We start from the raw sequence: 24762 nt of genomic DNA, 5'->3' as shown, positions 1-24762 counted from the left end.
CAGGCGCCAACTTGGTGAAAAGTTCGGCTCAGCATGGGCGTGCGTAAGCAGGCAATTGTGCGCAGTTAAGGCAATTGCTGTTTTTTTTCCGCGGGTGATTGAATTTACTGCCCGTTGCCGCCGCCATTGCGGGCAGATTCTGCTCTGGTATCTGGCGCTTGCGGACCTTCGGGGCGGCGCAGCAGGTAGATGATGACGGCAATTTCCATGCTGCCGACCATGACGATGACCCACCAGGGAGGGTGGCCCAGGCACATGGCGACAAAGCCGATGGCCATGCCCAGGCAGGCCAAGGCCTTGCCGCGCCGAGAGACGGCGCGGTGCTCGCGCCACTGGCGCAGCGGCGGGCCAAAGCGGGGATGCTGCAGCAGCCAGTGCTCGAGTCGCGGCGAGGCGCGGCTGAAGCAGGCCAGGGCGAGGATGAGGAAAATCGTTGTCGGCATCACGGGCAGCATGGCGCCGATAATGCCCAGCATGACCATCAAGGCGCCGGCTGCCGTCCAGGCCCAGCGGCGCAGGCGCAGGCCATGCGTCTCGCGCGGCGCAGGCTGGACGTGCTCCTCTGCCATCAGGCGTAGGCCTCGACATGGCCATGCATGCGCATGAAGGCGGCGCGCGCACCGGCAACCACGCGTTCCTCGCCGCCGGCGTCGAGCGGCGCGGCATCGAGGACGGCCGTGAAATCGCGCCAGTGGCGCGCGCGGCCATCGGGGTGGCCGGCCAGGTGGCGCGCGCCGAACTGCTCATCGAGGCCGATCTTGCCGGCCAATTTGTACAGGATGGCGGCGCCCAGTTTCGAGCCTTCGCTCACATACAGCCAGCCCAGTGCGGTGGCCAGGTCCAGTTCCGTGCCGAATGGCGGCTCGGCGGCGTCCGAGGGCAGTGGCGCTTCCAGGTCGCGCAAATCGGCGGCGATGCTGGCATAGCGGCGGCGCTGCTCCAGGTCGGGCAGCAGGGCAGCCAGGCCAGCGTGTTCGTACAGCGCGTCGACATCGCGCAGGAAGGCGTACTGCGCCTGCAGGAAGCGGACGTAGTTGCGCGGGTTGTCGAACGGGCTGCTGGCCATGATGCGCTTGTCGAGCACTTCGTGCGTGGCCATGGTGTCGGCTTTCAGGCGCTGGCTGCGGGGTGGCGCGGTTGTCGGGGACGTATTCGGATTCAAGGTGGTGGGATCGTTGTTTGTTGCGGTCATGTTTTCCAGTCCTATTATGGATGAATCAAGTGGACCCTGCATGCGAGGCAATGCGGGAGCGCGCTTGCAGCGGTGGCCTGGGTGGCGCGGGCGGCCTGGTGGCTGGCATGAACGCGGCAGGGCCGGCGGGCTGGCAAATTCTGGCGGCGGCGTGGCGGCGACGGTGCCAACGGTGCAAAAGGCAGGGATGATAGCAATCCACGAAGATAATAACAAGAATCATTCTCATTAATGCGGCTGGATAACGCTGGATATTTTTGTCAACACGGACAATAATCGGCAGCAGAAGGCGCTGTTGCGGACATAATCCCCCGTTACTATCGATTTTTTCGATGCTAACTAGGTAAATTTTCCGTTTTACATCGATCTTCTTGCAATGCATAATCTGTTGCAACTGAAGCCAGACAATCAGCCGCATGCATCATTGCCTGCAGCCGGTTGCGGTTTTGACATCCTCCACTCCCTATCAGGAACCCACAATGAAAAAACTGCTCGCTTTTATCGCCGCCGCCGGCTTCTCGCTGTCCGCCTTTGCCGCTCCGGAAGTCTATGTCATCGATGGCAGCCACACCTTCCCGCGTTTCGAGTACACCCACATGGGCTTCTCGACGCAGCAAAGCCGTTTCAATAACACCACCGGCAAGATCACGCTGGACCGCGCCGCCAAGACGGGCGCCGTCGAAGTGCTGATCGACACCAAGTCCGTCGACACGGGTTCGACCCTGTTCAACTCGCACATCCAGGGCGAAGACTTCCTCGACACGGCCAAGTATCCAGTGGCCACCTACAAGTCGACCAAGTTCAATTTTGACGGCGACAAGCTGGCATCGGTGGAGGGCAACCTGACCCTGAAAGGCGTGACCAAGCCAGTGACCCTGACCGTCACCTCGTTCACCTGCGCCCCGCACCCGATGCTGAAAAAAGACGCCTGCGGCGCCAATGCCACCGCCAAGATCAAGCGCTCGGAATTCAACGCCGGCAAATATGCGCCAGCCGTCAGCGATGACGTGACCCTGACGTTTGCGATCGAAGCCATCAAGCAGTAAAACGTTTGGCAAAATCTGCTGCGCGTCGCGCTTTGCGGCCTGCGGTGCTCACCGCCTCGGCGGCCCCGTGCAAGCACGGTTGCGCTTCTTAGCCGCAAACCATCGCCGCTCGCTAGGATTTGTGTCAGACGTTTGTGTGGTGTTAGATGGATATCACTGCAAACCAAAAATGGCGGCGGACTTCGGTCCGCCGCCATTTTTTTGTGCGTGGTAGGTCGGATTAGTGCGGCGCAGCCGCGCGTAATCCGACATGCGCCGGTATGCGGCGACATGGGCCGGTTGCCAGCAATGTGTCGGATTACGCGCGTACCGCGCTAATCCGACCTACGCGGTTTTGCGTGTATCACGAGAAGCGGCGGACGTCGGTCCGCCGCCATTTTTTGTGCGTGGTAGGTCGGATTAGTGCGGCGCAGCCGCGCGTAATCCGACATGCGCCGGCATGCGCCCACGTGCAAGACGATCAGGCCAGGTGATGCACCTGCTGCTGCCCATACACGGGCGTCGCCAGCCCTTCCATGCGCGCCTTCAGCTGCAGCGACAGGTATTGCGAGTAGTGGCGCGACTGGTGCAGGTTACCGCCGTGGAACCACAGCGCCTGCTGCTGCGTGGGTTTCCACATATTGCGCTGCTCGCCCTCCCACGGACCCGGGTCCTTGGTCGTGCTTGATCCCAGTCCCCATACCTTGCCCACCTTGTTCGCCACTTCCGGCGAGATCAGGTCGGCCGCCCAGCCATTCATCGAACCATAGCCGGTGGCGTACACCACCAGGTCGGCTGGCAGTTCGGTGCCGTCGGACAGCACGATGGAACGGGCTTTGAGTTCCTGCACGCCGACACCGCTTTTCAGCTTGATCTTGCCGTCGGCGACCAGCTCAGAGGCGCCGACGTCGATGTAGTAGCCGGAGCCGCGCCGCAGGTATTTCATGAACAGGCCCGAATCGTCATCGCCAAAATCGAGCATGAAGCCGCGTTCTTCCAGGCGCGCATAAAAGTCGGCGTCGCGTTCGCGGATGGCCTGGAAGACGGGCTTCTGGAAGTCGGCCAGGATCTTGTACGGAATTGAAGCGAAGGTCAGGTCGGCCTTGGCCGTCGTCATGCCGGCCGCCAGCGCCCGCTCCGAATACAGGTTGCCCAGGGCCAGGTCCATCAGGGAATCGGATTTGACGATGTGCGTCGACGAGCGCTGCACCATGGTCACGTCCACGCCCGCTTCCCACAGGGCGGCGCAGATATCGTGCGCGGAATTGTTCGCGCCGACCACCACCACCTTCTTGCCCACATACGCGTCCGGGCCCGGATGCTGCGACGAGTGCTGCTGCTCGCCCTGGAACACGTCCATGCCCTTGAACTTCGGCATGTTCGCCTTGCCCGACATGCCGGTGGCCAGTACCAGCTGCTTCGGCTTCAGCGTGACGGGCTGGCCGTCGCGCAGCACCTGCACCGTCCACTCGCCGGTGGCTTCGTCGAAGCTGGCCGATTCACACGTGGTCGAACCCCAGTAATTGAGTTCCATCACCTTGGTGTACATTTCCAGCCAGTCGCCGACCTTGTCCTTCGGCGTGAAGACGGGCCAGTTGTCTGGAAACGGGATATACGGCATGTGGTCGTACCAGACCGGGTCGTGCAGGCACAGCGACTTGTAGCGCTTGCGCCAGCTGTCGCCGGGGCGGGCGTTTTTCTCGATGATGATGGTCGGGACGTTCAACTGGCGCAGGCGCGCACCCAGCGCGATGCCACCCTGGCCGCCGCCGATGATGACGCAGTAGGGCTGGCGCGCGTAGCCCAGTTCCTTTGCTTCCCGCTCGCGGTTTTCCAGCCAGCTGCTGCGGTCCGTGCGCGCGCCATGTTCGGCGCCCATGGGCCGGCGTGCCCCTTTCGCTTCTTCAAAACCCTTCAATTCGCCCATGGTGGTGAGCAGGGTCCAGATCTTGCCGTCGCGGATGCGGATGAAGCCTGCGCCGCGCCCGGCACTGGTCTCCACATGAATCCAGCATTGCAGCACGCCGCCTGCCTCGCTGGCATGTTCGCTGTCGGCGATGCGCATCGCCACCGGCTGCACGGCGCCCAGCTGCGCTGCCAGCATGGCGGCAATCTGTTCGCGGCCTTCCAGGGTTTTCAGGTTCCAGGTAAACAGCACCAGGTCGCGCCAGTAGCCGTCTGGCTCGAACAGCTGGGCGGCGCCGGTGCTGTCATTGGCGCGTAAGGTAGCTTCGAGCTGCTCCAGGATGCTGGCCACGGCCAGGTCGTGCGGGTTGCTATCGGTGTGCATCGTGTCTCCTCCAAGTCTGATGACTTTATGATGGGATGCGGCTGTGCTGCCGCTGACGATGTTGTAACACCGGCGTTTTGGCCACGCATCCTGCAGCGCAGCATGGCGGCTATTGAGACGGAAGTCTCAGTCCTTTTTACGTGTTCATTGCCGGTGCGGCGGGACGATTTTCAGGTGCTTGATGCGCCGGTACAGGGTGGCGCGCGACAGTCCCAGCATGGCTGCCGCCTGCAGCGGGCGCCATTTGGCGGCATTCATGGCGTGGACGATGCGCGTGCGCTCGGCCAGTTCCAGCGGCGTGTAGGCGTCCGTCGCCACCGGCTCCTGCGGCGCCGCTGCCGCACTGCCTGCGCGCGGGCGGGCGCTGGCCTGGCGCAGCGGTACGCGCACGCGCGCATGCAGCCAGGCGCTGCTGCCCGCCACGCGCAGGGACAGCAGCTTGTGGCCGGCACGCGCATCGAACAGGCGCTCGGCGCGCACTTCCAGCACCTCGCCGACGGGGCGGGGCAGGGTATCCATGCCGCCGATGAAGTGCCGCGCGCAGCGGTTGGCGGCCACGATATGGCCATGCTCGTCGACGGCGATCAGCATCTCTGGCTGCACTTCCACAAAATGGCGGTTGCGGTGCGCCAGCAGGATGCAGCAGTGGCCATACGACTTGAGGAAAAAGCCGTCCTCGATCAGGGTCGCGCTCTGGCGCACCAGCTGGTTCACCAGGCGCTGGCTGTCGCGCGCATCGGGCGAATTCAATGCCGACGCATCGAGCACGCCGATCAAGTCGCCGTGCGGCGAAAAGATGGGGGCCGCGCTGCAGGTCAGGCCCGTGAACGCGGCGCGGAAATGGTCGGTCTTGTGCACCGTGATGGCTTCCTGGTCAAGCAGCACGGAGGCGATGCCGCACGTGCCTTCCTCGTCTTCCGACCAGCACGAACCCGGGTACAGGCCCGCTTTCTTGAACTCCTTGCGCTGGTCCGCATCAACCGCGTAGTCGATCGTCACGCCATGCGCATTGGCCAGGATGACGCAGTAGCCGGCTTCGCGCACCATGGCGTGCAGCTGCGGCAGGCACTGGCCCGTCGAGCGCAAGAAATTTTCTTCTGACTGCTGCACCGCGCGCAGTTCGGCGCCAGTCAGGATGCGCGGCCCCGTGGTCGAGGCGGGGTCGAGGCGGTAGTCGTCCAGCGCGCGGCGATACGACGACGCCAGGCGGGCGATGTCGGCGCCCGGATTGACGACCCTGCCGGCAATCAGGTCGCGCACCCTGTCGAGATGGCTGGTCTGGCGGACGTATGGCATGGCACTCTCCCGTCTCTTTGGTATTTTTATGGTCCTTCCAGTTTGTAGCACGAAGCGCCCGTCCATGCATGGCGCGCTGCAGCATCGACTTGCCGTGAGACAGTCGTCTCACGGGACGGCTCCGCACAATAGGATGCTTTACAACAATAAAATAAAGCATCTCTGATAACATTCGCTCACATTGACTGGCCGCTATCGCAAGGGAATCCTATGGCAACGCAAGCGATGTTCCTGCGGCGCCGCTCGGCCGCGCTGGCCCTGCTGGGGTGGAGTGCCTTGTGCGGCGCTGCCGGCCAGCTCGATCCGGATGGCCTGAGCGCGATGGACAAGGAGGCGGCGCGGCGTGCCGCCGTCGAACCGTCCATCGGCGCCGACTGGCAGCTGACGCGCTCCGTCGAAGCGGGCGTGCAGATCGCCGGCGAAGGCAATCTGTTCTGGAAGTTGTCGAACACGCCGGCGCGCGATCCCGATTTTGATTTCAGGCCCTATTGGTACGAGTTCTACGTCAAGCCGGGACTCGGCTTCAAGCGTAACTTTGCCGATGGCAGGCAGCTGTATGCGCGCGTGTCCGCCGTCGCTTCGGGCACCGTGCGCCACGATCCGTTTGGCGCGGGCGACACGGGCCGCATCTCGATCGAGGAATTTGTCGCCGGCATCCGCATGCCGCTCGGCGGCGCCGGTGCGCTTCTGGACCTGTCGGCCGGCGCGCAAAATTTCACCCTCGGCACCGGCATGCTGATCGCCAATGGCGGCTCGAACGGTTTTGACCGGGGCGCGCTGAAACTGGGGCCGCGCAAGGCCTTCCAGAATTCCGTCGTGGCCAAGGTGAGCCAGGATGCTTTCAGCGCCCAGGCGTTTTACCTGGACCCGAATGAAAACCACGACAACGACAGCGGCACGCGCCTGGTGGGCGTGGATGCCAGCTACACGCTGGCCGATGACCGCAAGGCGGGCATCGCGTACGGCAAGGTGCCGCGTTCGCGCGCCGCCTATCCGCAGGCGGCACCGGGCGGCATCGGCGCGCCGCTGGCCGTGCCTGACGCGCGCAAGGATCTGCAGTTCGTGTACGGCTATGCGCGCGTGCCCTTGCTGCCTGCCGTACTGCCGAAAGGCTGGTTCGGCGTCGACGCCGCGCGCGAATGGAATACGCGCCAGCCGATGCGGGCCTGGGGCTGGCGCACGGAAGGGGGCTTTTCGCTGCCGGATGTGGCGTGGACGCCGAAATTCACCCTGGGCTACCAGAGTTTTTCCGGCGATGATCCGCGCACTGCGCGCAACGAGCGCTTCGACCCCCTGTTCTACGAAGGCACGCCGGGTGCCTGGGCCTCGGGCAGCAAGGCCACCTGGGTCTTCGTCAATTCCAACGTGAATGCGCTGCAGGCCACGCTCGAGCTGCACCCGACGCCGAAGGATACCGTGATCGCCTATCTGGCACAGGTGCGCGCCAACCAGATGGGCAGCCCGCTGCAGTTCGGCCAGGCCACGCGCCTCGACGTGCCGGGCGATGCGCCGGTGGTCATCTCGGGCGTGCTGCGCCCGATGCTGGCGAACGATGTTTACCTCAAGTACGTGCGCGTCATCAACACGAATACCTACCTGACCGTGGGCGTGAGCGCATCGTTCGCGCAGTCCGGCGTCAACCAGCTGGTGGGCGGCCAGGCCAGGACCTGGACGGGCTGGCTGGCGAATGTCGTCTGGATGTATTGAGACAGTTGTAGTTGGTTTTATCACAGGAGAACACCGCATGAACGTACTGCCGAATTTACTGCCGCGTATGAAACGCATGGCCCTGGCGGCCAGCTGCATGGCCCTTGCGACGGGCGGCATGCCGACGGGCGCGCATGCGGCCGAAGCGGCTGCCACGGCGAATGCCGCGCCCCTGTCGGCGGGCGCCAGCGATCCCGCTGCATTGAAATGGATGGTGGGTTCGCCGCCGCCGGCCGACAAGATCATCCGTTTCGACGACGGCAGCTATTTCATGTTTCCGCAGTTGCGCTGGAGCGTGTCGCATTTCCGCGAGCTGATGCCGACGGTGAATGTGTCGCGCGGCCTGGGTGCGCCGCTGCCTTTGCAGCGCGCGCTGCGCAAGGACATCGACAGCCTGCGTTTCACGCCGCTGGGAGCGAAGGAAACGATGACATGGGAGCAGTCGCTGGGTGCCAATTACACGGATGGCATCGTGGTGCTGCACCGGGGCCGCATCGTGTACGAGCGTTATTTCGGCGTGCTGAAGGACAATGGCCAGCATGGCGCCATGTCGGTGACGAAGTCCGTCATGGGCACCCTGGGCGCGGCGCTGGTGGCCGAAGGCAAGCTCGATCCGGCCAGGAAGGTGGCCGAGTACATTCCCGAACTGGGCAAGTCGGCGTTTGGCGACGCCACCGTGCGCCAGGTGCTCGACATGACCACGGGCCTGAAATTCAGCGAGGACTATGCCGATCCGGATGCCGAAGTGTGGCAGCACGCGGCGGCCGGCAATCCGCTGCCCAAGCCCAAGGATTACACGGGGCCGCGCAGCTATTTCGAGTACCTGCAAACGGTGCAGCATCAGGGCCGGCATGGCGAGGCATTCGGCTACCGCACGGTCAATGCCGATGTGCTGGGCTGGCTCATCGCCCGGGTCACGGGACAGAACGTCAACGACTACCTGTCCGAGCATGTGTGGAAAAAGCTCGGCGCCGAGCAGGATAGCTACATGAGCGTCGATTCGACGGGCACGCCGTTTGCCGGCGGCGGCTTGAGCGCCGGCCTGCGCGACCTGGCGCGCTTTGGCGAGATGCTGCGCAACGACGGCCGCTATAACGGCCAGCAGATCCTGCCGAAGGCGGCGGTGGCGGATATCCGCGGCGGCGGCGACAAGCAGCTGTTCGCCAAGGGCGGCTACGACCTGCTGAAAGGCTGGAGCTACCGCGACATGTGGTGGGTGACGCACAACGACCACGGCGCCTACATGGCGCGCGGCGTGTACGGCCAGCGCATCTATGTCGATCCGAAGGCGGAGATGGTGATCGTGCGCTTCGCCTCCACGCCGACGGCGGCCAACGCGGCCAACGACCCGACCACCACGCCCGCCTTTGAAGCGCTGGGCAAGCTGCTGCTGGCCAAGCCGAAGTAAGGAACGCCGCAACGCCGAATGGCCCGCGCGTGCGGGCCATTCGCACATTCAACGGGAGAGGTGGATTGAATCGTCGTCAAAAAGTCGTTGCGCTGGCAGTCGTTTGCGCCAGCGCGGTGGTGCTGCTGTCCTTCTGGGGCAGCCTGCATTTTTCCGGCATGCGGGCGCGGGAAGTGGAACAGCTACGCTTGCAGCGCGTGGCCGACAATGCCATGGCACGCGCCAGCAAATCGTTTGACGAGATTGGCACTGCGCTGGAATCGGTTGCGAGCCTGACGATGCGCCCCTGTTCCGACGAGCACATCGCGCTGATGCGGCAGTCGACCCTGGAGGCGCGCGGCGTCGCGGAAATCGATTATTTCGAGGACGGCAAGCTGAAATGCTCTTCCTGGGGGATGGCCGAGAAGGGACGCTCCATCTCCCTCGACAAGCCCGAATTCACCACCCAGGGCGGCGTCGACATCAACACGCGCACGCCACCGTCGGCAGGCAAGGGCATGGGCAAGCCGATGCTCGGCCTGTTCAAGGACAAGCACCGGGTGCTGGTCGATCCGGCCCACCTGGCCGATATCATTGCCGATCCCGACGTGCAGGTCGCCGTCGCCACGGCGGGCGGCGCCATGCTGGGCAGCCAGAACGCGCCGAACGCGGAACTGGTGGGCCGCCTGGTGCGCGACAAGGGCAATGACCGCGCCATCGCCAGCGCCGACAAGATGCAGGCTGCCGTGGCGCGTAAGGGCGAACTGGCCACAGTCGGCCTGGCACCCGAGAGCAGCATGCGCAAGCAGCTGCGCAACGAACAGCTGTACATCCTGCCCTTCGGCTTCCTGCTGGCCGCCGTGGCCATCAGCCTGCTGGTCTGGCTGACGCGCAGCCGCCTGTCGCTGCAGGGAGAAATGGCGCAGGCGCTGAAAAGACGTGAATTCATCGTGCACTACCAGCCGCTGGTACGGCTGCAGGATGGCGTTTGCGTGGGCGCCGAAGCGCTGATACGCTGGCCGCGACCCGATGGCACGATGATGCGTCCCGACTATTTCATTCCGCAAGCCGAGGAAAGCGGCTTGATCGAACCGATTACCGACCAGCTGGTGGAAACAGTGGTGCGCGAAATGCGCGAGCTGCTGCTGGCCCAGCCGCAGCTGCACATCGCCATCAATGTCTGCGCGTCCGATATCCAGACGGGCAGGCTGCTCGACGTGCTGGCCAGGGCGCTCGATGGCAGCGGCATCGCGGTGAGCCAGATATGGCTGGAGGCGACGGAGCGCGGCTTCATCGACGTGGCGGCGGCGCGCCAGGCGCTCGAGCGTGCGCGAGCCATGGGCTTTTCCGTCGCCATCGACGATTTCGGCACCGGCTATTCCAGCCTCGCCTACTTGCAGAATCTGCCCGTCGACGCGCTGAAAATCGACAAGTCCTTCATCGACACCATCGGCGGCGAGACGGTGACGAGCAGCGTGACCTCGCACATCATCGCCATGGCGCAGACCTTGCAGCTGGAAATCATCGCCGAAGGCGTGGAGACGCCGCAGCAGGCCGACTACCTGCGCGCGCGCGGCGTCGATTATGGCCAGGGCTGGCTGTTTTCCAGGGCCTTGCCGCCGGTGGAATTCATCGCTTACTGCGGCCAGCATGCCGTGAGGGAAAGCGGCGCCAGCCGTGCGGCGGCCCGGGCATAATTGCCCTACCATATGCTTTCGTCATTAACAGTTGCCAGATAGTACACTGGCAGCACCACCCGAGGGGAATGCACCGTGGATACCGGCCATCCTGAAAACGCGCCCCTGCCACTCTGGCGGCGCCTGCTGTGGCCCGTCGCCCAGGTCGGATCGGCATTCAAGCTGACAGGCACGCATTTGCTGCACCATGTGATCGGCGCCAGCCTGATCGCCTCGCTGATGCTGGCCCTGGAGGGGTTGCACGTGCTGGAATGGCTGGATGCGGCCATGCTGCGCGCCAGCGCGGAACAGGGCCAGTTGCTGGAGCGGGGCAAGGACCCGGGCGCCGCCTACCGGCCCGGCATCATCGAGATCGACCAGCCTGCGTTCGAACAGGTGTTCGACGAGCGCGAACCGCTGGAACGGGCGCGCCTGCAGCAGTTGCTGGCCAACGTGGCGCGGCGCGATGCCCGGGTGCTGGCCATCGACCTGGATCTGGCGCCGGCCGTCTACGAACAGCACGATGCCGGCGCGCGGCCGCTGGACCAGTTGCTCGACCGTCTGGCCGCGGATGGCCGGCAGCTGGTGCTGATCCTGCCCGAACAGTCTGACCGGAACGCGAACCTGCCGTGGATACGCGCGCGCTGCGCGGCGGGCGTGCATTTCGCCAGCCCGCGCATCCGCGAGCGCATGGGTGCCGTTACGCGCATCGAGCTGAAAAGCCCCGTGCTGGCGGCCGTGGCGTTCGAGCTGGCGCATGGCGCGCAGCAGCAGGAGCGCGCGCAGCCCATGCCTGCAGCGCTGTCCGAACAAAAGGCCGGCTATCGACTGGCGGACAGGGTTTGCCAGCTGGCGCAGCGCACGCGCAGCGAAAAGCAGCTGGCGCGCTGGGCCTTCGAACCCGTCATCCACGGCGACGCCAAGGATGCGGCGGAGCAGAACGCCGTCACGGCGCCATTTCATCCGGCCGCCGTGGCGCCCGCCTTTCTGGACCCCACGCGCAGCGGCGTGCGCCTGCTTGACGGCAAGGCGGGGGTGGCGGCCGATGCGCCGCGCAAGCAAGTGCTGTTTGTTGGCGCCACCTACGATGTGCGCGACCGCTACACGACGGCGGAGGGAGAGCAGGCCGGCTTGCACCTGCATGCGGCGGCCTATACCTCGCTGGGCATCGGCACGGCCGACGTGAATAAATACGTGGTCTTCGTCGCCGATATCATCTTCGGCGTGCTGCTGGGTTGCCTGTTCGGCGGCCTGTGGACCTTGTATGGCCGCGCCGAACTGGCCATCGACAAGCGCATGGAAGACCACGATTTCAGCCGTCTGCACCGCATGGGCACTCTGGCCGAATTCTATGGCATCCGCCTGATGCTGGTGCTGGTGTGGGCCTCGCCGTTTGCCATCGGCGCGCTGGCCATCTATCTGTCGCGCGGCTTGCTGGAGCAGGGCTGGTGGGTCAACCCCGGCCCCCTGATCGCCGGCATGTTCCTGCACGCGATGTCCTTGCGCGACGAGGCGCACCATCCGCACGAGGAGGTACCGGGCCTGAACGTGTGGGCCCAGCTGCGCCGCACGCATCCCGGCATCGTGCTGGTGCAGGCGCCGCTGGCGGTGCTGCTGTTTCTGGTGGCCGTGATCTAGCGCAAAGGGGCGGTTTGGAGGCTACGCGCGCAGCGACGGGTAGGTCGGATTAGGCCGCAGGCCGTAATCCGACAGGCGCCGCTGACAATATTGTCGGATTACGCGCTCCGGGCTAATCCGACCTACGCGCCCAGGGTGGGTACGGTTGGCCGATGGTTAGCTGCCGTATTGCGACGCGCAGCGACCGGTAGGTCGGATTAGGCCGCAGGCCGTAATCCGACAGGCGCCGCTGACAATATTGTCGGATTACGCCCTCTGGGCTAATCCGACCTACGCGATGAATTTTCTTAGCCGATCAGCTTCAGCCCCGGCGGCAGCGCTTCGCCCAGCATGCGCTTGGTGGCCGCCTCGTCCAGCTGCGTCACTTCGCTGACCATGGCGTGCCACAGGGGCGGGGCGCCGACGGCCTTCAGGCGCCCGAGAATCGTGGCGCGCAGCTCGTCGGCGATGTCGCGCGAGCGGTCGCCCGTCATGCGTGCCAAGTGGGTGGCGGCGAAGGCGGCCGGTTCGGTCTTCTTCCAGTCCAGCGCCAGCAGCACCTGCAGCCATTCGGCCACGGTGGCGCTGTCGACCACTTCATGCGCGCTGCCGTGGAAGGGCTGGCGCGCGCCGACCCTGGCCAGCGCCCACAGGGTGTTGGTGTCCGCCGCTTCGCCTTTTTTACTGGCCTTGTCCAGGCGCTTCAGCAGCCAGGCCCCCACTTCCGCCTTGTAGGCGCCGGGGATGCGTTCCAGCGAGGCGCCCAGGCGCAGCATGTCGTCGTCGCTGCCGCCCACCAGGGTGACGGGGCGGTTGCCGCGCTGCGCCGCATCGGCTTGCAGGTTGAAGGCGAAATCGTCGAGCAGGCGCAATTGCTGCTCCACGCTCAAGCCACCGGCCACGCGGCGCCACAGGGTCCACCATTCGGCGCACACCTGGCTATCCTTGTGGTGCTGCACGCCCGCGTCGAACATCGCCCACAGCTGCTCGATGCGCCACGGGTCGAGCGCGTCGCCGTAGCCGGGACGCAAACAATAGCCGGCCAGGTTCAGCCAGACACGCTCATGTTCGGCCGACCGGCGCCGGCCACGCGCGCGCAGCATGAGGGCGTCGAACAGCTGGCGTAGCAGCGGCGTGTCCCAGCTGTCGCGCCCGCCCAGTCCCCGCTCCAGGTGCTGGCGCAGCTGGCGCACCTCTTTCGTTTCGACTTTCTGCGCCTTGCCGCCGAAGATGCGCTCGATTTTGTCGACTGCTTCTTTTATCCGCGGCGAGACTGCGGGGGCGTTGCCGTCGCCACCGCCGGGACCTTGCTCTTCCTCGCTACCGCGTAACTGGAATTCCAGCAGCCAGCGTTGGCTGGCATCCGCTTCGGCCACGCAATGCACTTCCAGGGTGCCCACCTCCGTCATGACGGTGGCCAGCTGCACGGTGATTTCGCGTTTGTCGTTGGCATCCTGTTTGTCGTGCAGCACGCTGGCCAGCGGCGGCAGGCGCAGGTACTCGCCTTCGCCCAGGTCGACGATGTCGCCCAGCTTGGGCGGCGTGCCTGCCTCCGCAATGGAAGAGGCCAGGTGAAAGCGCACGGGCCGGCCCAGGCGCAGCGCAAACAGGCGTTCGTGCAGGCGGATTTCTTCGCCGCTGGCGCTGCCACGGGGCAGGATGCAGACGGCGCGGTTGTCCTTGCCCGGCTCGCCCAGCACGAGGAAATAGCTGCGCGGCGAACCGCCGCCGATGCGCGGCGCCTGGCCACGCCGGGCCAGCGCGTAGGCGACGGCGCCACGCGCCACGGCCACGTCTGGATTGTCGTTGTGCAGGATGGTGAGGGGCGCGCCGCGCCAGTGTGCCAGGGTCTCGGCCAAGCGGCGGGCCAGCGCGTCGGCGCGGAATACGCCGCCGTTCAGCAGCAGCGTATCGGGCAGTGCGCCCTGATGCTGCTGCAAAAAGCTGGCCAGATGGCGCGTGATGGCCGCGTCCTGCGCGTAGGGCAGGCCGAATTCGACGATGCCGGCGCGGCCCTTTTTCGCCGTCTCGCTGATTGCTACCTGCGGGAAGAAGCCGTCGACCACCATGGCCGCCACTTCCTCGCGCGTGACGTCGGCGGAACGGCTGCCTTTGACCAGGCGCGAGCCGGCGCCCAGCAAGGTGACGGTCGCCTTGTCGGGTGCGTCGCTGGAGAGCAGCAGTTCCTTGGCGGCGCGGCAGCGTTCCATCAGCTGCGACAGGCGCGCGGCGGACAGCTTCATGCCGCCTTCGACACCGGCGGCCAGGCGCGTTTCCACCAGGTGCGCCAGCGCCAGGTCCATATTGTCGCCGCCGAGTATCAAATGATTGCCGACGCTGCTGCGTTCAAGCTGCGGTTCGCCGTCGTCATCGAAAGCCACGTCGATCAGGCTGAAATCGGTGGTGCCGCCGCCCACGTCGCACACCAGGATGCGGCGCGTAGCGGCCAGGTCCGCGCGCAGGTTGGCGCGCCGGCGCTGCAGGTAGTCATAAAAAGCCGCCTGCGGTTCTTCGACCAGCCGCAAGGCGGGCAGGCCGGCCATGCGCGCCGCTTGCAGGGTGAGTGCGCGCGCACCCTCGTCGAACGAGGCGGGAATGGTCAGCACCAGTTCCTGCGCTTCCAGGGGCGCGTCGGGAAAGCGCTGGTCCCACGCGGCGCGCACGTGGGCCAGATAGCTGGCGCTGGCCGCCACGGGCGATACCTTGGCCACATCGGCATCCGCGCCCCACGGCAGGATGGGCGCCTGGCGGTCCACGCTGGCATGCGACAGCCAGCTCTTCGCGCTGGACACGAGCCGTCCCGGCACCTGCGCGCCGAGCTGGCGTGCCAGGGCGCCCAGCACGGGCTGCGCCGCGCCGGCCACATCATCCTGCCGCCACGGCAGCTGCAAGTCGCCCGCCGCCAGTTCGCCGGCGGCGGGGTGGTAGCGCAGGGAAGGCAGTAGCGGGCGTGCGCCCACTTCGCCGGGCGCGACCAGCTGCTCGATGGCGAACAGGTTTATTTCAGCCTGCGCATCATTGGCCTTGGCATAGGCGACCACCGTGTTGGTGGTGCCCAGGTCGATGCCGACCAGGAAGGCCGGCTTGTCCACCGCGCTGGCCATGCCTAGTGCTGTGGCGTGCCGCGCACGTCGAATTCCACTTTCCAGCGCTCGGCGCCATCAGGGGAAACGGCCAGCAGTTCCAGGGTGCCCGCTTCCGTCACGCGCGCATGCAGTTTCACTTGCACGACGTCGCCGGCCGAGCGGCCTTCGGCGGATAAGGTCGCCTGGATTTCGCTCAGTTCCTGCAATTCGTCCGGGCCCCAGAAATCGAGCAGGTCGCTGATCTGGTCGTTGCGGCGCGTGGACGAGGCGAAGAAGCGGAAGTGCACGGGTTCGCCCACCACCAGGCCGAATTGCTGGCCGGGCAGTTCCAGTTCGCTGCCTTCTTCCATGCCGAACGGCGCCACGCACAGGGCCTGGATCGGCGGCTCCATGCCGGGGATGGCGGGCATGGCCGATTCGATGGCCACGTAGAACGAGCTGGCCGTGCCGCCGCGGATGCGCACGCCATGGCCGCGCCTTACATAGCTGTAGTAGGCCGCGCCACGCGCCACGGCCAGGTCCAGGTCGGCCCCGGCCAGCATGCGCGCCGGTTCCGCGCCTTCCATGTACAGCCAGTCGTTGACGGTCGCCATGATGCGCTGGACCAGCAGGTCGGACTTGAAGACGCCGCCGTTGAACAGCACGGCCGTCGGGTGCAAAAAGCTGGCGCCCTCCGCCTGGCGGCCGGCAAAGCCTTCCAGTTCGGCCGTTGCCGCCACTTGGCGGCCCAGGAACGCGGCCAGGTGGCGCGTGATGGCCGCGTCCTGCGCATACGGCAAGCCCAGTTGCGTCAGGCCGGCGCGCGTGCGCACGGCAGGGCGGCTCGACGCTTCCACTTGCGGGAAGAAACCGTCGAGGATGAAGGTGGACACTTCCGCGCGCGTCAGTTCCGTGCGGATCGAGCCGCCGATCAGTTTCGAGCCGCGGCTCGGCACGACGATGGGCGCCGTTTCCATGCCGCTGTCGGCCAGCAGGCTTTCCTTGGCGCTGCGGCAGCCGTAGGTCAGCGCGCGCATTTGCCAGGCGTCCAGCTGGGTGCCGTTGGCGGCCAGCTTGCGGGCCACCAGGTGGGCCAGTGCCAGGTCCATATTGTCGCCGCCCAGCAGGATGTGTTCACCGACTGCCACGCGGTGCGGTTCCAGCACGCCGTCGCGTTCCAGCACGGCGATCAGCGAAAAGTCGCTGGTGCCGCCGCCCACGTCGACCACTAAAATGATGTCGCCCGGCTTGACTTCCTTGCGCCAGCGGCCTTCGCTGGTCTGGATCCAGCTGTACAGCGCCGCTTGCGGCTCTTCCAGCAAGGTGAGCGAGGTGTAGCCTGCCGCCTGCGCCGCTTCCATCGTCAGCTCGCGCGCGGCCGGGTCGAACGAGGCGGGAATGGTGACCGTGATTTCCTGCTGCGCGAACGGCGCTTGCGGGTGGGCGTTGTCCCAGGCCTGGCGCAAATGCGTCAGGTAGCGCGTGGCCGCCGTGATGGGCGAAATGCGCGGTACTTCGGCCGGCGCGTCGTTCGGCAGGATGGCCGCGCGGCGGTCTACGCCAGGGTGGCACAGCCAGCTTTTCGCGCTCGACACTAAACGGATGGGCGTGGTGGCGCCGCGGCTGCGGGCCATTTCGCCGACGACGAACGGTGCTTCGGCTTCCTCGGTGACCCAGGGCAGGGCCAGGTCGCCCGCCGCCACTTCATCGGCGTGCGGCAGGTAGACGAACGATGGCAGCAAGGAGAGTTCTTCGACCGTGCCCGGTGCCGACAACTGCGGCACTTTCAGCACGCCGTGGCTGGACTTTTCGCCGTCGCTCTCGGTCAGGTTCACATACGACAGGGCGCTGTGGGTGGTGCCCAGGTCGATGCCGATGGCGTAGCGCGCGGTGTTTGTGGTGCCGTTCACAGTTCCACCTCGGCTGGCGCCAGGATGCTCGCGTCGTGCTGTTCGCTCAGTTTCGGCAGGCGCACACTGGACGCGCGCCAGCCGCGATGGCTGAGGGTACCCGTGAACGGCGCGGAGCCGACCACGTTGCCCGTCAGGCGCACCTGGGCGGAGTCAAAACCTTCCGGCAGCACGATGCGGCTGCCCTCAAGCTCCTGGCGCACGGGGGCGATGGTGAAGTATTCGCGCATGACCTTGGCGCAGCCTTCGTGCACCACGCGGGCCGCCGCGCCGATGTCGGCGTCCGCATGGCTGCCCAGGTTTTCCTGGGTAAAGTCGATCAAACGCGCTTCACGCTGCAGCAGGGCCAGCAACTGCAGGGCCGCATCGGGCGTGGCTTCCTTCAAAATGACGGGCGCGGCGGCCGGCGTCGGCACGGGGGCTGGCGCCGGGGCAGGGGCCACGGGCGCGACCGGAGCGACAGGGGTAACCTCGGGCAAGGACAGCTTTTCCACGCGGGCCGCATAGGCGGCGTCCGACAGGGTGCTGAAGAAGGCGCCGAAGGCCAGCGGGACACGGCGCCAGAACGATGGGTGGGACGATGATGTGCTCATAGGAACTCGTTTCTCTGATCTGTAGGGAGGCGTCGGCGGCCGCCGGGTGGCCGGGCCGCTTCGCAAGATGGTGCATGCGCCGGCCCTGTTGCACAGGCGCCGGCTGGCGTTTGCCCGCATGATACCAGCTACGGCGCCGCTGCCAAAGCCGCAGCGGCCGCTTACTGCGGGGAAAAGTCGGCATTTTTATTGCGCTGGCGCAGAAGAACAGCGGATAGACCTGTCTTTCGACTAAAATCGCCCCTTGTTTTTTCCTTATGGTTTTCATGTGGCAATAAACTTGGCACCAGCAGGAACCCGCATCATTTTAATGAAGGATTTTATGAACAAGCGTCTACACACAAGCCTGCGGCTGCTGGCAATGGCTGGCCTGGTTGTGCTGGCCGGTTGCGCCGGCAAGGGCGAGAGCGGCGGCCAATCCAGCGCCGCGCGCCTCGATGGCAAGGAAAAAGGCAGCGAGTTTCTGGCCTATGAACACAATGTGAGTGTCGACGCCGGCGAAGCGCAGGTGCGCCCCCTGTATGAAAAAGTCGTGGCCGCCTGCAAGGCCGATACGGAAAACGCCTGCCTGTTGCTCGATTCCAGCCTCGACAGCGGCCGCTATGTGCATGCGCGCATCAGCATGCGCGCCAAGCCGGCCGGCATCAGGAAGCTCGTCGCGCTGGTCGCCGCCGAAGGCGAGGTGACGAGCCAGGGCACCAAGGTGGAAGACCTGGGCCGTCCCGTGCTCGACAGCAAGAAGCGCCTGGAAATGCTCAAGCAATACCAGGCGCAATTGCAGGACCTGGAAAAGCGCTCGGGCACGAATGTGGACGCGCTGATCAAGGTAACCAAGGAACTGGCCACCGTGCAGGTGGAACTGGAGCAGGCGACGGCGGCCAACGCGCTGCTGATGCAGCGCATCGACACGGACTTGCTGAACGTGGCAATCAGCGCGGAAGGCAAGCAATCGTTCTGGACGCCCGTCAAGCGCGCGCTGGGCAATTTCACGGATAACCTGTCGGAAGGCGTGGCCAACGCCATCACGGCCATGGCCTACATCCTGCCATGGCTGATCGCTTTCGTGCTGCTGTTCCCGCTGGGACGCAAGGGCTGGCGCCGCTTGAGAGGCGCGCCGCGCAAGGATTAACGGCGCGCACGCACCGTTTTGCCGCATGAATCAACCTGGCTGCACAGTCCTTGTGCAGCCAGGTTTTTTTTCGTGCGGCAATCTCTCACACGCACCAAAGCGTGGCACGCGTGGCATGGCCTTGCGCTGCTGATGCTGGCATGCATTCTGCTTTAACAACATCGTATGCCCATCCATTGATACTCATGCAGTTCTTCACTCAGGAGTCCACATGTCACGACGCATCATCTTGAAAGCGGCAGCAGCAGGCGCACTGGCCTTGACCACCTCCATCTACACGCAGACGGCCTGGGCCGCCGACACGATCAAGGTGGGCATCCTGCACTCCTTGTCGGGCACCATGGCCATTTCGGAAACGTCGCTGAAAGACGTGGCCTTGATGACGATCGCCGAGATCAATGCGAAGGGCGGCGTTCTGGGCAGGAAGCTGGAGCCGGTCGTCGTCGATCCGGCATCGAACTGGCCCTTGTTTGCGGAAAAAGCGCGCCAGCTGGTGGCGCAGGACAAGGTCGCCGTCGTGTTTGGCTGCTGGACATCCGTGTCGCGCAAGTCGGTGTTGCCGGTGTTCAAGGAACTCAACAGCCTGTTGTTCTACCCCGTGCAATACGAGGGCGAGGAACTGGAAAAGAATGTGTTTTATACGGGCGCCGCGCCCAACCAGCAGGCGATCCCGGCCGTGGAATACCTGATGAGCAAGGATGGCGGCGGCGCCAGGCGCTTCGTGCTGCTGGGCACGGATTATGTGTATCCGCGCACCACCAACAAGATCCTGCGCGCCTTTTTGAAAAGCAAGGGTGTGAAAGATAGCGATATCAGCGAGGTCTACACGCCGTTCGGCCACGCCGACTATCAAACCATCGTCGCCAACATCAAGAAGTTTTCCACGGGCGGCAAGACGGCCGTCATTTCCACCATCAATGGCGATTCGAACGTGCCTTTCTACAAGGAACTGGGCAATGCGGGCCTGAAAGCCGCGGACGTGCCCGTCGTCGCGTTTTCCGTCGGCGAGGAAGAGCTGCGCGGCATCGACACCAAGCCGCTGCTCGGTCACCTGGCGGCGTGGAATTATTTTGAATCCGTCAAGAACCCTGTGAATGCCGCATTCATCAAGCAGTGGAAAGCCTACGCCGTGGCGCAAAAGCTGCCGAACGCGGCTTCGGTGGTGACGAACGACCCGATGGAAGCGACCTATGTCGGCATCCACATGTGGGCGCAGGCCGTGGAAAAGGCCAAGTCGACGGACACGGACAAGGTCATCGCCGCCATGGCGGGCCAGAGCGTGAAGGCGCCATCGGGCTTCACCCTGACCATGGATGCGACCAATCACCATTTGCACAAGCCCGTGATGATCGGCGAAATCAAGGCCGATGGGCAATTCAATGTCGTGTGGAAAACCAAGGAACCGATCCGCGCCCAGCCGTGGAGCCCGTTTATCAAGGGTAATGAGGGCAAGCAGAAGTTGTAGGCGCTTGTGCGTCGAATCGTTATCGCAACCCCGGGCAAAGAGCTGGGGTCTGACCCCTGTCCTTCACCAGCAAATGCCGGGGTCGGACCCTGAGGGGCCGACCCCAGTCCTCGCCTTTGGGGTAAGCAATTTGCCCCGTGCAGCCTTTCCTTGGAACTTACAATGAGGTTCATTCCCAAACTGCTCGTCCTCGCCTGCCTGCTGTTCTCCCCGCTGGCGCAGGCAGCCATTCCCCCTGATCTGCTCAAACCGCTGTCCGGCGACGATCCCGACGCCAGGGTTGCCGCCGTGGCGCAGATCGCCGCCCTGGCCACGCCCGAGGCCGCCAAGCTGCTGCAAGCCTTGCAGGACGAGGCCCTGTATGCGGCGCCCGATGGCAAGGTCTACATCGTCGATGGCGAACAGGCCTACGATCCGTCAATAAACAAGAGCGTGCCGCTGCCGGACGGCATCGATGGCGTGATGGTCAACAACCGCTTGCGCTCGGCCGTGGCGGGCGCCTTGTCGGGGCTGAAACTGCTGGCGCCCGAGCGGACCACGCGCCTGGCCGCCGCGCAGGCGCTGCAGCAGTCCGTCGATCCCGCGCAGCTGCCGCTGATCCACAAGGCGCTGGCACAGGAAACCGATGCCGACATCCAGCAAGTCCTGCAGGTGCTGATCGCCAGCGCCAACTTGCACGCGCCCGATGCGGCCACGCGCAAGCAGGCCGTGCGGGACCTGGCCGGCAGCAGCGACGCGCGCCTGCTGCCCGTGCTGCAAGCCATGCTGGAAAAAGGGGGCGAGCCCGACGAAGCCGTGCAGCTGGCTGCCATCGACACCATGGGCCAGATCAAGGGCAGGGTGGCGCGCATGGAATTCGCCGGCAACGTGTTTTACGGCATTTCCCTGGGTAGCGTGCTGCTGCTGGCCGCGCTGGGGCTGGCCATCACGTTCGGCTTGATGGGCATCATCAACATGGCGCATGGCGAACTGCTGATGATAGGCGCCTACACCACTTATTTGTGCCAGCTGTTCTTCCGCACCTACCTGCCCGGCATGCAGGATGTGTATCTGCTGGCCGCCTTGCCGGCCGCTTTTTTTGTCGCCGGCCTGGTCGGCGTGGTGCTCGAGCGCACGGTGATCCGCTGGCTGTACGGGCGGCCGCTGGAAACCCTGCTGGCCACCTGGGGCATCAGCCTGATCCTCATGCAGCTGGTGCGCACCGTCTTCGGCGCGCAAAACGTGGAAGTGGCCAACCCTGCGTGGATGTCGGGCGGCGTGACGGTGCTGGGCGGCCTGGTGCTGCCGTACAACCGGCTGGCCATCATCGCCTTTGCCGTCATCGTCGTGGTGGCCGTGTGGCTCATTCTCAACAAGACACGCCTGGGCCTGTTCGTGCGCGCCGTCACGCAAAACCGCCGCATGGCCGATTGCGTGGGCGTGGCCACGGGCAAGGTCGACATGCTGACCTTTGGCCTCGGTTCCGGCATCGCCGGGCTGGGCGGCGTGGCCCTGTCGCAGCTGGGCAACGTGGGGCCGGACCTGGGCCAAAGCTACATCGTCGACTCCTTCATGGTGGTGGTGCTCGGCGGCGTGGGCCAGCTGGCCGGCACCGTGATCGCCGCGCTGGGCCTGGGTGAAGTCAACAAATTCCTCGAACCGGTGGCGGGCGCCGTGCTGGCGAAGATCGCCATCCTCGTGTTCATCATCATTTTCATCCAGCGCCGGCCGCAGGGCCTGTTTGCCATGAAGGGACGCAGCGTCGAATGATTACCTCCTGTCAAACCAAGCAGGGCCTGTTTACACGGCCCGTCTGGCTGGCGCTTGCCGCATGCACGGTGCTGGCGGCGCTGTTGCCGATTTTTAATCTGGCGTTTGCCGAAGGGCACGCCTTGCACGTGTCCGCCTACACGGTGGCGCTGGTGGGCAAATTCATGTGCTACGCGCTGGCCGCGCTGGCGCTGGACCTGGTGTGGGGCTACACGGGCATCCTGTCGCTGGGCCACGGCGTGTTCTTTGCGCTGGGCGCGTATGCGCACGGCATGTATCTGATGCGCGCCATCGGCGAGCAGGGCCAGTACCACAGCAGCTTGCCCGATTTCATGGTATTTCTCGACTGGAAAACCTATCCCTGGTACTGGGCCTTCACGGAGCATTTCTGGTACTGCATGGCCCTCGTCGTGCTGGTGCCGGGCGTGCTGGCCTTTGTCTTCGGTTATTTCGCCTTCCGCTCGCGCATCAAGGGCGTGTATTTTTCCATCATCACGCAGGCGATGACGTATGCCTTCATGCTCTTGTTCTTCCGCAATGACACCGGCTTTGGCGGCAACAACGGTTTTACGGATTTCAAGACCATTCTCGGCCACGACGTCACGGCGCCCGCCACCAAGGCCGTGCTGTTCCTGCTGACCCTGGCCATCCTGCTGGCGGCATTGATCGGCGCGCGCGCCATTGTCACGTCGAAACTGGGCCGCGTGCTGCAGGGCGTGCGCGACAGCGAAGCACGGCTGATGTTCCTGGGCTACAACCCGCTGTGGTTCAAGCTGTTTGTCTGGACCCTGTCGGCCGTGCTGTGCGGCATCGCCGGCGCCCTGTACGTGCCGCAGGTGGGCATCATTAACCCGTCCGAGATGTCGCCGGCCAATTCCATCGAAATGGTGGTGTGGGTGGCCGTCGGCGGACGCGGTACCTTGATCGGTCCCATCCTGGGCGCCTTCACCGTCAACGGACTGAAAAGCTGGTTCACGGCCGCCTTGCCGGAACTGTGGCTGTTTGCGCTGGGCCTGCTGTTCATCGGCGTGACCCTGTTCATGCAGCAGGGCATGCTCGGTGTGTTGAGCAAGCTCAAACGCAAGAAAGCCGTTGCCGCGGCAGAGGGGGCAGCATGAGTATCCGCATGTTGCCCGGCATGGCCAGCGCCGAAGCGGGCGCCACGTATTCGCGCGTGAAAGGCGAGGGCGTCGACACGACGCATGGCGCCATCCTCTACCTGGAAGACATCAGCGTGTCGTTTGACGGCTTCAAGGCCATCAACAAGCTGAGCCTCGATATTTCCGTGGGCGAGCTGCGCTGCATCATCGGCCCGAATGGCGCCGGCAAGACGACGATGATGGACGTGATCACCGGCAAGACGCGGCCCACGTCCGGCACGGCCTGGTTCGGCCAGACCATGAACCTGGCGACGATGACGGAAGCGCAGATCGCCCACGCCGGCATCGGCCGCAAGTTCCAGCGTCCCACGGTGTTCGAACAGCACACGGTGTTCGACAACCTGGAACTGGCCATGAAGATGGACAAGCGCGTGGCGCCGACCCTGTTTGCCCGCCTCACTTCCGAGCAGGCGGGCAAGATCGAATCGATATTGCGCCTGATCCGCCTGAATGGCCAGGAGGCGCGCCTGGCGGGCTTGCTGTCGCACGGGCAAAAGCAATGGCTGGAAATCGGCATGCTGCTGATGCAGGAGCCGCAGCTGATCCTGCTCGACGAACCCGTGGCCGGCATGTCGGATGCGGAAACGGCGCGCACGGCGGAATTGCTCAATGAGTTGCGCGGCAAGCATTCCATCATGGTGGTAGAGCACGACATGGGGTTCGTGACGGAAATCGCCCAGCAAGGCATCGTCACCGTGCTGCACGAGGGCGCCGTGCTGGCGCAGGGGCGCATGGAGCAGGTGCAAGCCGACGAACGCGTCATCGAAGTCTATCTGGGAAGGTGAGCACACATGCTGGAAGTCGAACAACTGAATCAATACTATGGCTCCTCGCACACCTTGCGCGGCGTCAATCTGGCGGCGCGCAAGGGCGAATGCCTGGCCTTGCTGGGCAGGAATGGTGTGGGCAAGACGACCCTGTTGAAATGCCTGATGGGCGTGCTGCCCGTGGCGCAGGGCAAGGTGGTGTTCAACGGCCGCGACATCACCAAACTGGCACCGCATGCGCGGGCAAAGCTGGGCATCGCCTACGTGCCGCAGGGGCGCGACATTTTCGCGCGCCTGACGGTGGAGGAGAATTTGCTCATGGGCATGGCGGTGAAACGCGGCAGGCACGCCTCGCGCATCGATCCCCACGTGTATGAACTGTTTCCCGTGCTAAAGGAGATGCTGCAGCGGCGCGGCGGTGATTTGTCCGGCGGGCAACAGCAGCAGCTGGCCATCGCGCGCGCCCTGCTGGCCGAACCGCAGCTGATCATCTTTGACGAGCCGACGGAAGGCATCCAGCCGTCCGTCATCAAGGATATCGGCAGGGTCATTTCCCTGCTGAAGCAGCGCGGCGACATGGCCATCGTGCTGTGTGAACAGTATTTCGATTTCGCCCGCGAACTGGCCGATGAATTCATCGTGCTGTCGCGCGGCAGCGTGGTGGCCAGCGGCAAGGCCGAGCAGATGGATGGCGAGGACGTGAAACGCCACCTGGCCGTGTAGCGGGGCGCTGC

Annotated in this window: 19 protein-coding genes; 11 read left to right on the top strand and 8 right to left on the bottom strand. The window is 64.9% G+C overall.

Translation table 11 applies throughout. The annotated features are described in order from the left end of the window. Positions 1-104: 104 nt before the first annotated feature. Genes ACQ4WR_RS19035 through ACQ4WR_RS19025 form a run of 3 tightly spaced genes read right to left on the bottom strand, consistent with a single transcriptional unit; the run spans position 105 to position 1610 of the window. On the bottom strand, positions 105-569 hold the full coding sequence (locus ACQ4WR_RS19035; RefSeq protein ID WP_436489213.1) for a YbaN family protein: 465 nt from the start codon (positions 567-569) through the stop codon (positions 105-107). Beyond that, on the bottom strand, positions 569-1192 hold the full coding sequence (locus ACQ4WR_RS19030) for a biliverdin-producing heme oxygenase (protein WP_436489211.1): 624 nt from the start codon (positions 1190-1192) through the stop codon (positions 569-571). Before ACQ4WR_RS19030 ends, ACQ4WR_RS19035 begins: the two co-directional genes overlap by 1 nt. 25 nt (positions 1193-1217) lie before the next feature. Continuing rightward, on the bottom strand, positions 1218-1610 hold the full coding sequence (locus ACQ4WR_RS19025) for a hypothetical protein (RefSeq protein ID WP_436489209.1): 393 nt from the start codon (positions 1608-1610) through the stop codon (positions 1218-1220). Positions 1611-1671: 61 nt separating this feature from the next. Here ACQ4WR_RS19025 and ACQ4WR_RS19020 point away from each other — a divergent pair, with 61 nt between their 5' ends. Next, the gene (locus tag ACQ4WR_RS19020) at positions 1672-2238 is read left to right on the top strand and encodes a YceI family protein (RefSeq protein WP_102298271.1); all 567 of its coding nucleotides are present in this window, start codon (positions 1672-1674) and stop codon (positions 2236-2238) included. Between the two features lie 460 nt (positions 2239-2698). On the opposite strand, the gene ACQ4WR_RS19015 is transcribed toward ACQ4WR_RS19020, so the two are convergent. Then, positions 2699-4507: an NAD(P)-binding domain-containing protein gene (locus tag ACQ4WR_RS19015; RefSeq protein ID WP_436489207.1), complete on the bottom strand. Its 1809-nt coding sequence runs from the start codon at positions 4505-4507 to the stop codon at positions 2699-2701. A 144-nt stretch (positions 4508-4651) separates the two neighbouring features. Next, positions 4652-5803, bottom strand: a complete 1152-nt coding sequence (locus ACQ4WR_RS19010; protein ID WP_436489205.1) for a sigma-54-dependent Fis family transcriptional regulator — start codon at positions 5801-5803, stop codon at positions 4652-4654. Positions 5804-6013: 210 nt separating this feature from the next. Here ACQ4WR_RS19010 and ACQ4WR_RS19005 point away from each other — a divergent pair, with 210 nt between their 5' ends. The 4 genes from ACQ4WR_RS19005 to ACQ4WR_RS18990 all read left to right on the top strand — a co-directional run bounded on the left by ACQ4WR_RS19005 (position 6014) and on the right by ACQ4WR_RS18990 (position 12211). Then, complete coding sequence (locus ACQ4WR_RS19005) at positions 6014-7510, top strand: alginate export family protein (protein WP_436489203.1); 1497 nt, start codon at positions 6014-6016, stop codon at positions 7508-7510. A 118-nt stretch (positions 7511-7628) separates the two neighbouring features. After that, positions 7629-8918 (top strand): serine hydrolase domain-containing protein, encoded by a 1290-nt coding sequence (locus ACQ4WR_RS19000; protein WP_436489265.1) that lies wholly within the window; start codon positions 7629-7631, stop codon positions 8916-8918. A gap of 65 nt (positions 8919-8983) precedes the next feature. Beyond that, positions 8984-10594, top strand: coding sequence for an EAL domain-containing protein (locus tag ACQ4WR_RS18995; protein WP_436489201.1), 1611 nt, complete (start codon positions 8984-8986; stop codon positions 10592-10594). A gap of 75 nt (positions 10595-10669) precedes the next feature. Then, on the top strand, positions 10670-12211 hold the full coding sequence (locus ACQ4WR_RS18990) for a CHASE2 domain-containing protein (RefSeq protein WP_436489199.1): 1542 nt from the start codon (positions 10670-10672) through the stop codon (positions 12209-12211). Positions 12212-12498: 287 nt separating this feature from the next. Here ACQ4WR_RS18990 and ACQ4WR_RS18985 read toward each other — a convergent pair whose 3' ends face one another. The 3 genes from ACQ4WR_RS18985 to ACQ4WR_RS18975 are packed head-to-tail and all read right to left on the bottom strand — an operon-like array spanning position 12499 to position 17758. Then, the gene (locus ACQ4WR_RS18985; RefSeq protein ID WP_436489197.1) at positions 12499-15294 is read right to left on the bottom strand and encodes an Hsp70 family protein; all 2796 of its coding nucleotides are present in this window, start codon (positions 15292-15294) and stop codon (positions 12499-12501) included. Positions 15295-15296: 2 nt separating this feature from the next. After that, positions 15297-17165 carry an Hsp70 family protein gene (locus tag ACQ4WR_RS18980; protein ID WP_436489195.1) on the bottom strand — a complete coding sequence of 623 codons (1869 nt, stop codon included), beginning with the start codon at positions 17163-17165 and terminating at the stop codon, positions 15297-15299. Continuing rightward, positions 17162-17758, bottom strand: a complete 597-nt coding sequence (locus tag ACQ4WR_RS18975; RefSeq protein WP_436489193.1) for a DUF2760 domain-containing protein — start codon at positions 17756-17758, stop codon at positions 17162-17164. The genes ACQ4WR_RS18980 and ACQ4WR_RS18975 overlap by 4 nt, the downstream gene beginning before the upstream one ends. Before the next feature lie 322 nt (positions 17759-18080). On the opposite strand from ACQ4WR_RS18975, the gene ACQ4WR_RS18970 reads away from it, so the two are divergent. The 6 genes from ACQ4WR_RS18970 to urtE all read left to right on the top strand — a co-directional run bounded on the left by ACQ4WR_RS18970 (position 18081) and on the right by urtE (position 24751). Then, positions 18081-18887 carry a DUF4349 domain-containing protein gene (locus ACQ4WR_RS18970; RefSeq protein WP_436489191.1) on the top strand — a complete coding sequence of 269 codons (807 nt, stop codon included), beginning with the start codon at positions 18081-18083 and terminating at the stop codon, positions 18885-18887. A 211-nt stretch (positions 18888-19098) separates the two neighbouring features. After that, positions 19099-20352: an urea ABC transporter substrate-binding protein gene (gene urtA, locus ACQ4WR_RS18965; RefSeq protein ID WP_436489189.1), complete on the top strand. Its 1254-nt coding sequence runs from the start codon at positions 19099-19101 to the stop codon at positions 20350-20352. A 162-nt stretch (positions 20353-20514) separates the two neighbouring features. Further along, the gene (urtB, locus tag ACQ4WR_RS18960) at positions 20515-22101 is read left to right on the top strand and encodes an urea ABC transporter permease subunit UrtB (RefSeq protein WP_436489187.1); all 1587 of its coding nucleotides are present in this window, start codon (positions 20515-20517) and stop codon (positions 22099-22101) included. Next, complete coding sequence (gene urtC, locus ACQ4WR_RS18955; protein WP_436489185.1) at positions 22098-23219, top strand: urea ABC transporter permease subunit UrtC; 1122 nt, start codon at positions 22098-22100, stop codon at positions 23217-23219. The genes urtB and urtC overlap by 4 nt, the downstream gene beginning before the upstream one ends. Continuing rightward, on the top strand, positions 23216-24046 hold the full coding sequence (urtD, locus tag ACQ4WR_RS18950) for an urea ABC transporter ATP-binding protein UrtD (protein WP_102295979.1): 831 nt from the start codon (positions 23216-23218) through the stop codon (positions 24044-24046). The genes urtC and urtD overlap by 4 nt, the downstream gene beginning before the upstream one ends. 6 nt (positions 24047-24052) lie before the next feature. Continuing rightward, entirely contained in the window at positions 24053-24751 is a 699-nt protein-coding gene (gene urtE, locus ACQ4WR_RS18945) for an urea ABC transporter ATP-binding subunit UrtE (protein ID WP_102295981.1), read from the top strand. The last annotated feature ends 11 nt before the right edge of the window (positions 24752-24762 follow it).

It is taken from the genome of Janthinobacterium amylolyticum, from assembly GCF_051380655.1.
GTDB lineage: Bacteria > Pseudomonadota > Gammaproteobacteria > Burkholderiales > Burkholderiaceae_D > Janthinobacterium.
Note: the sequence above shows the minus strand (reverse complement) of the source record. Positions and strands in the feature narration are given on the sequence as shown.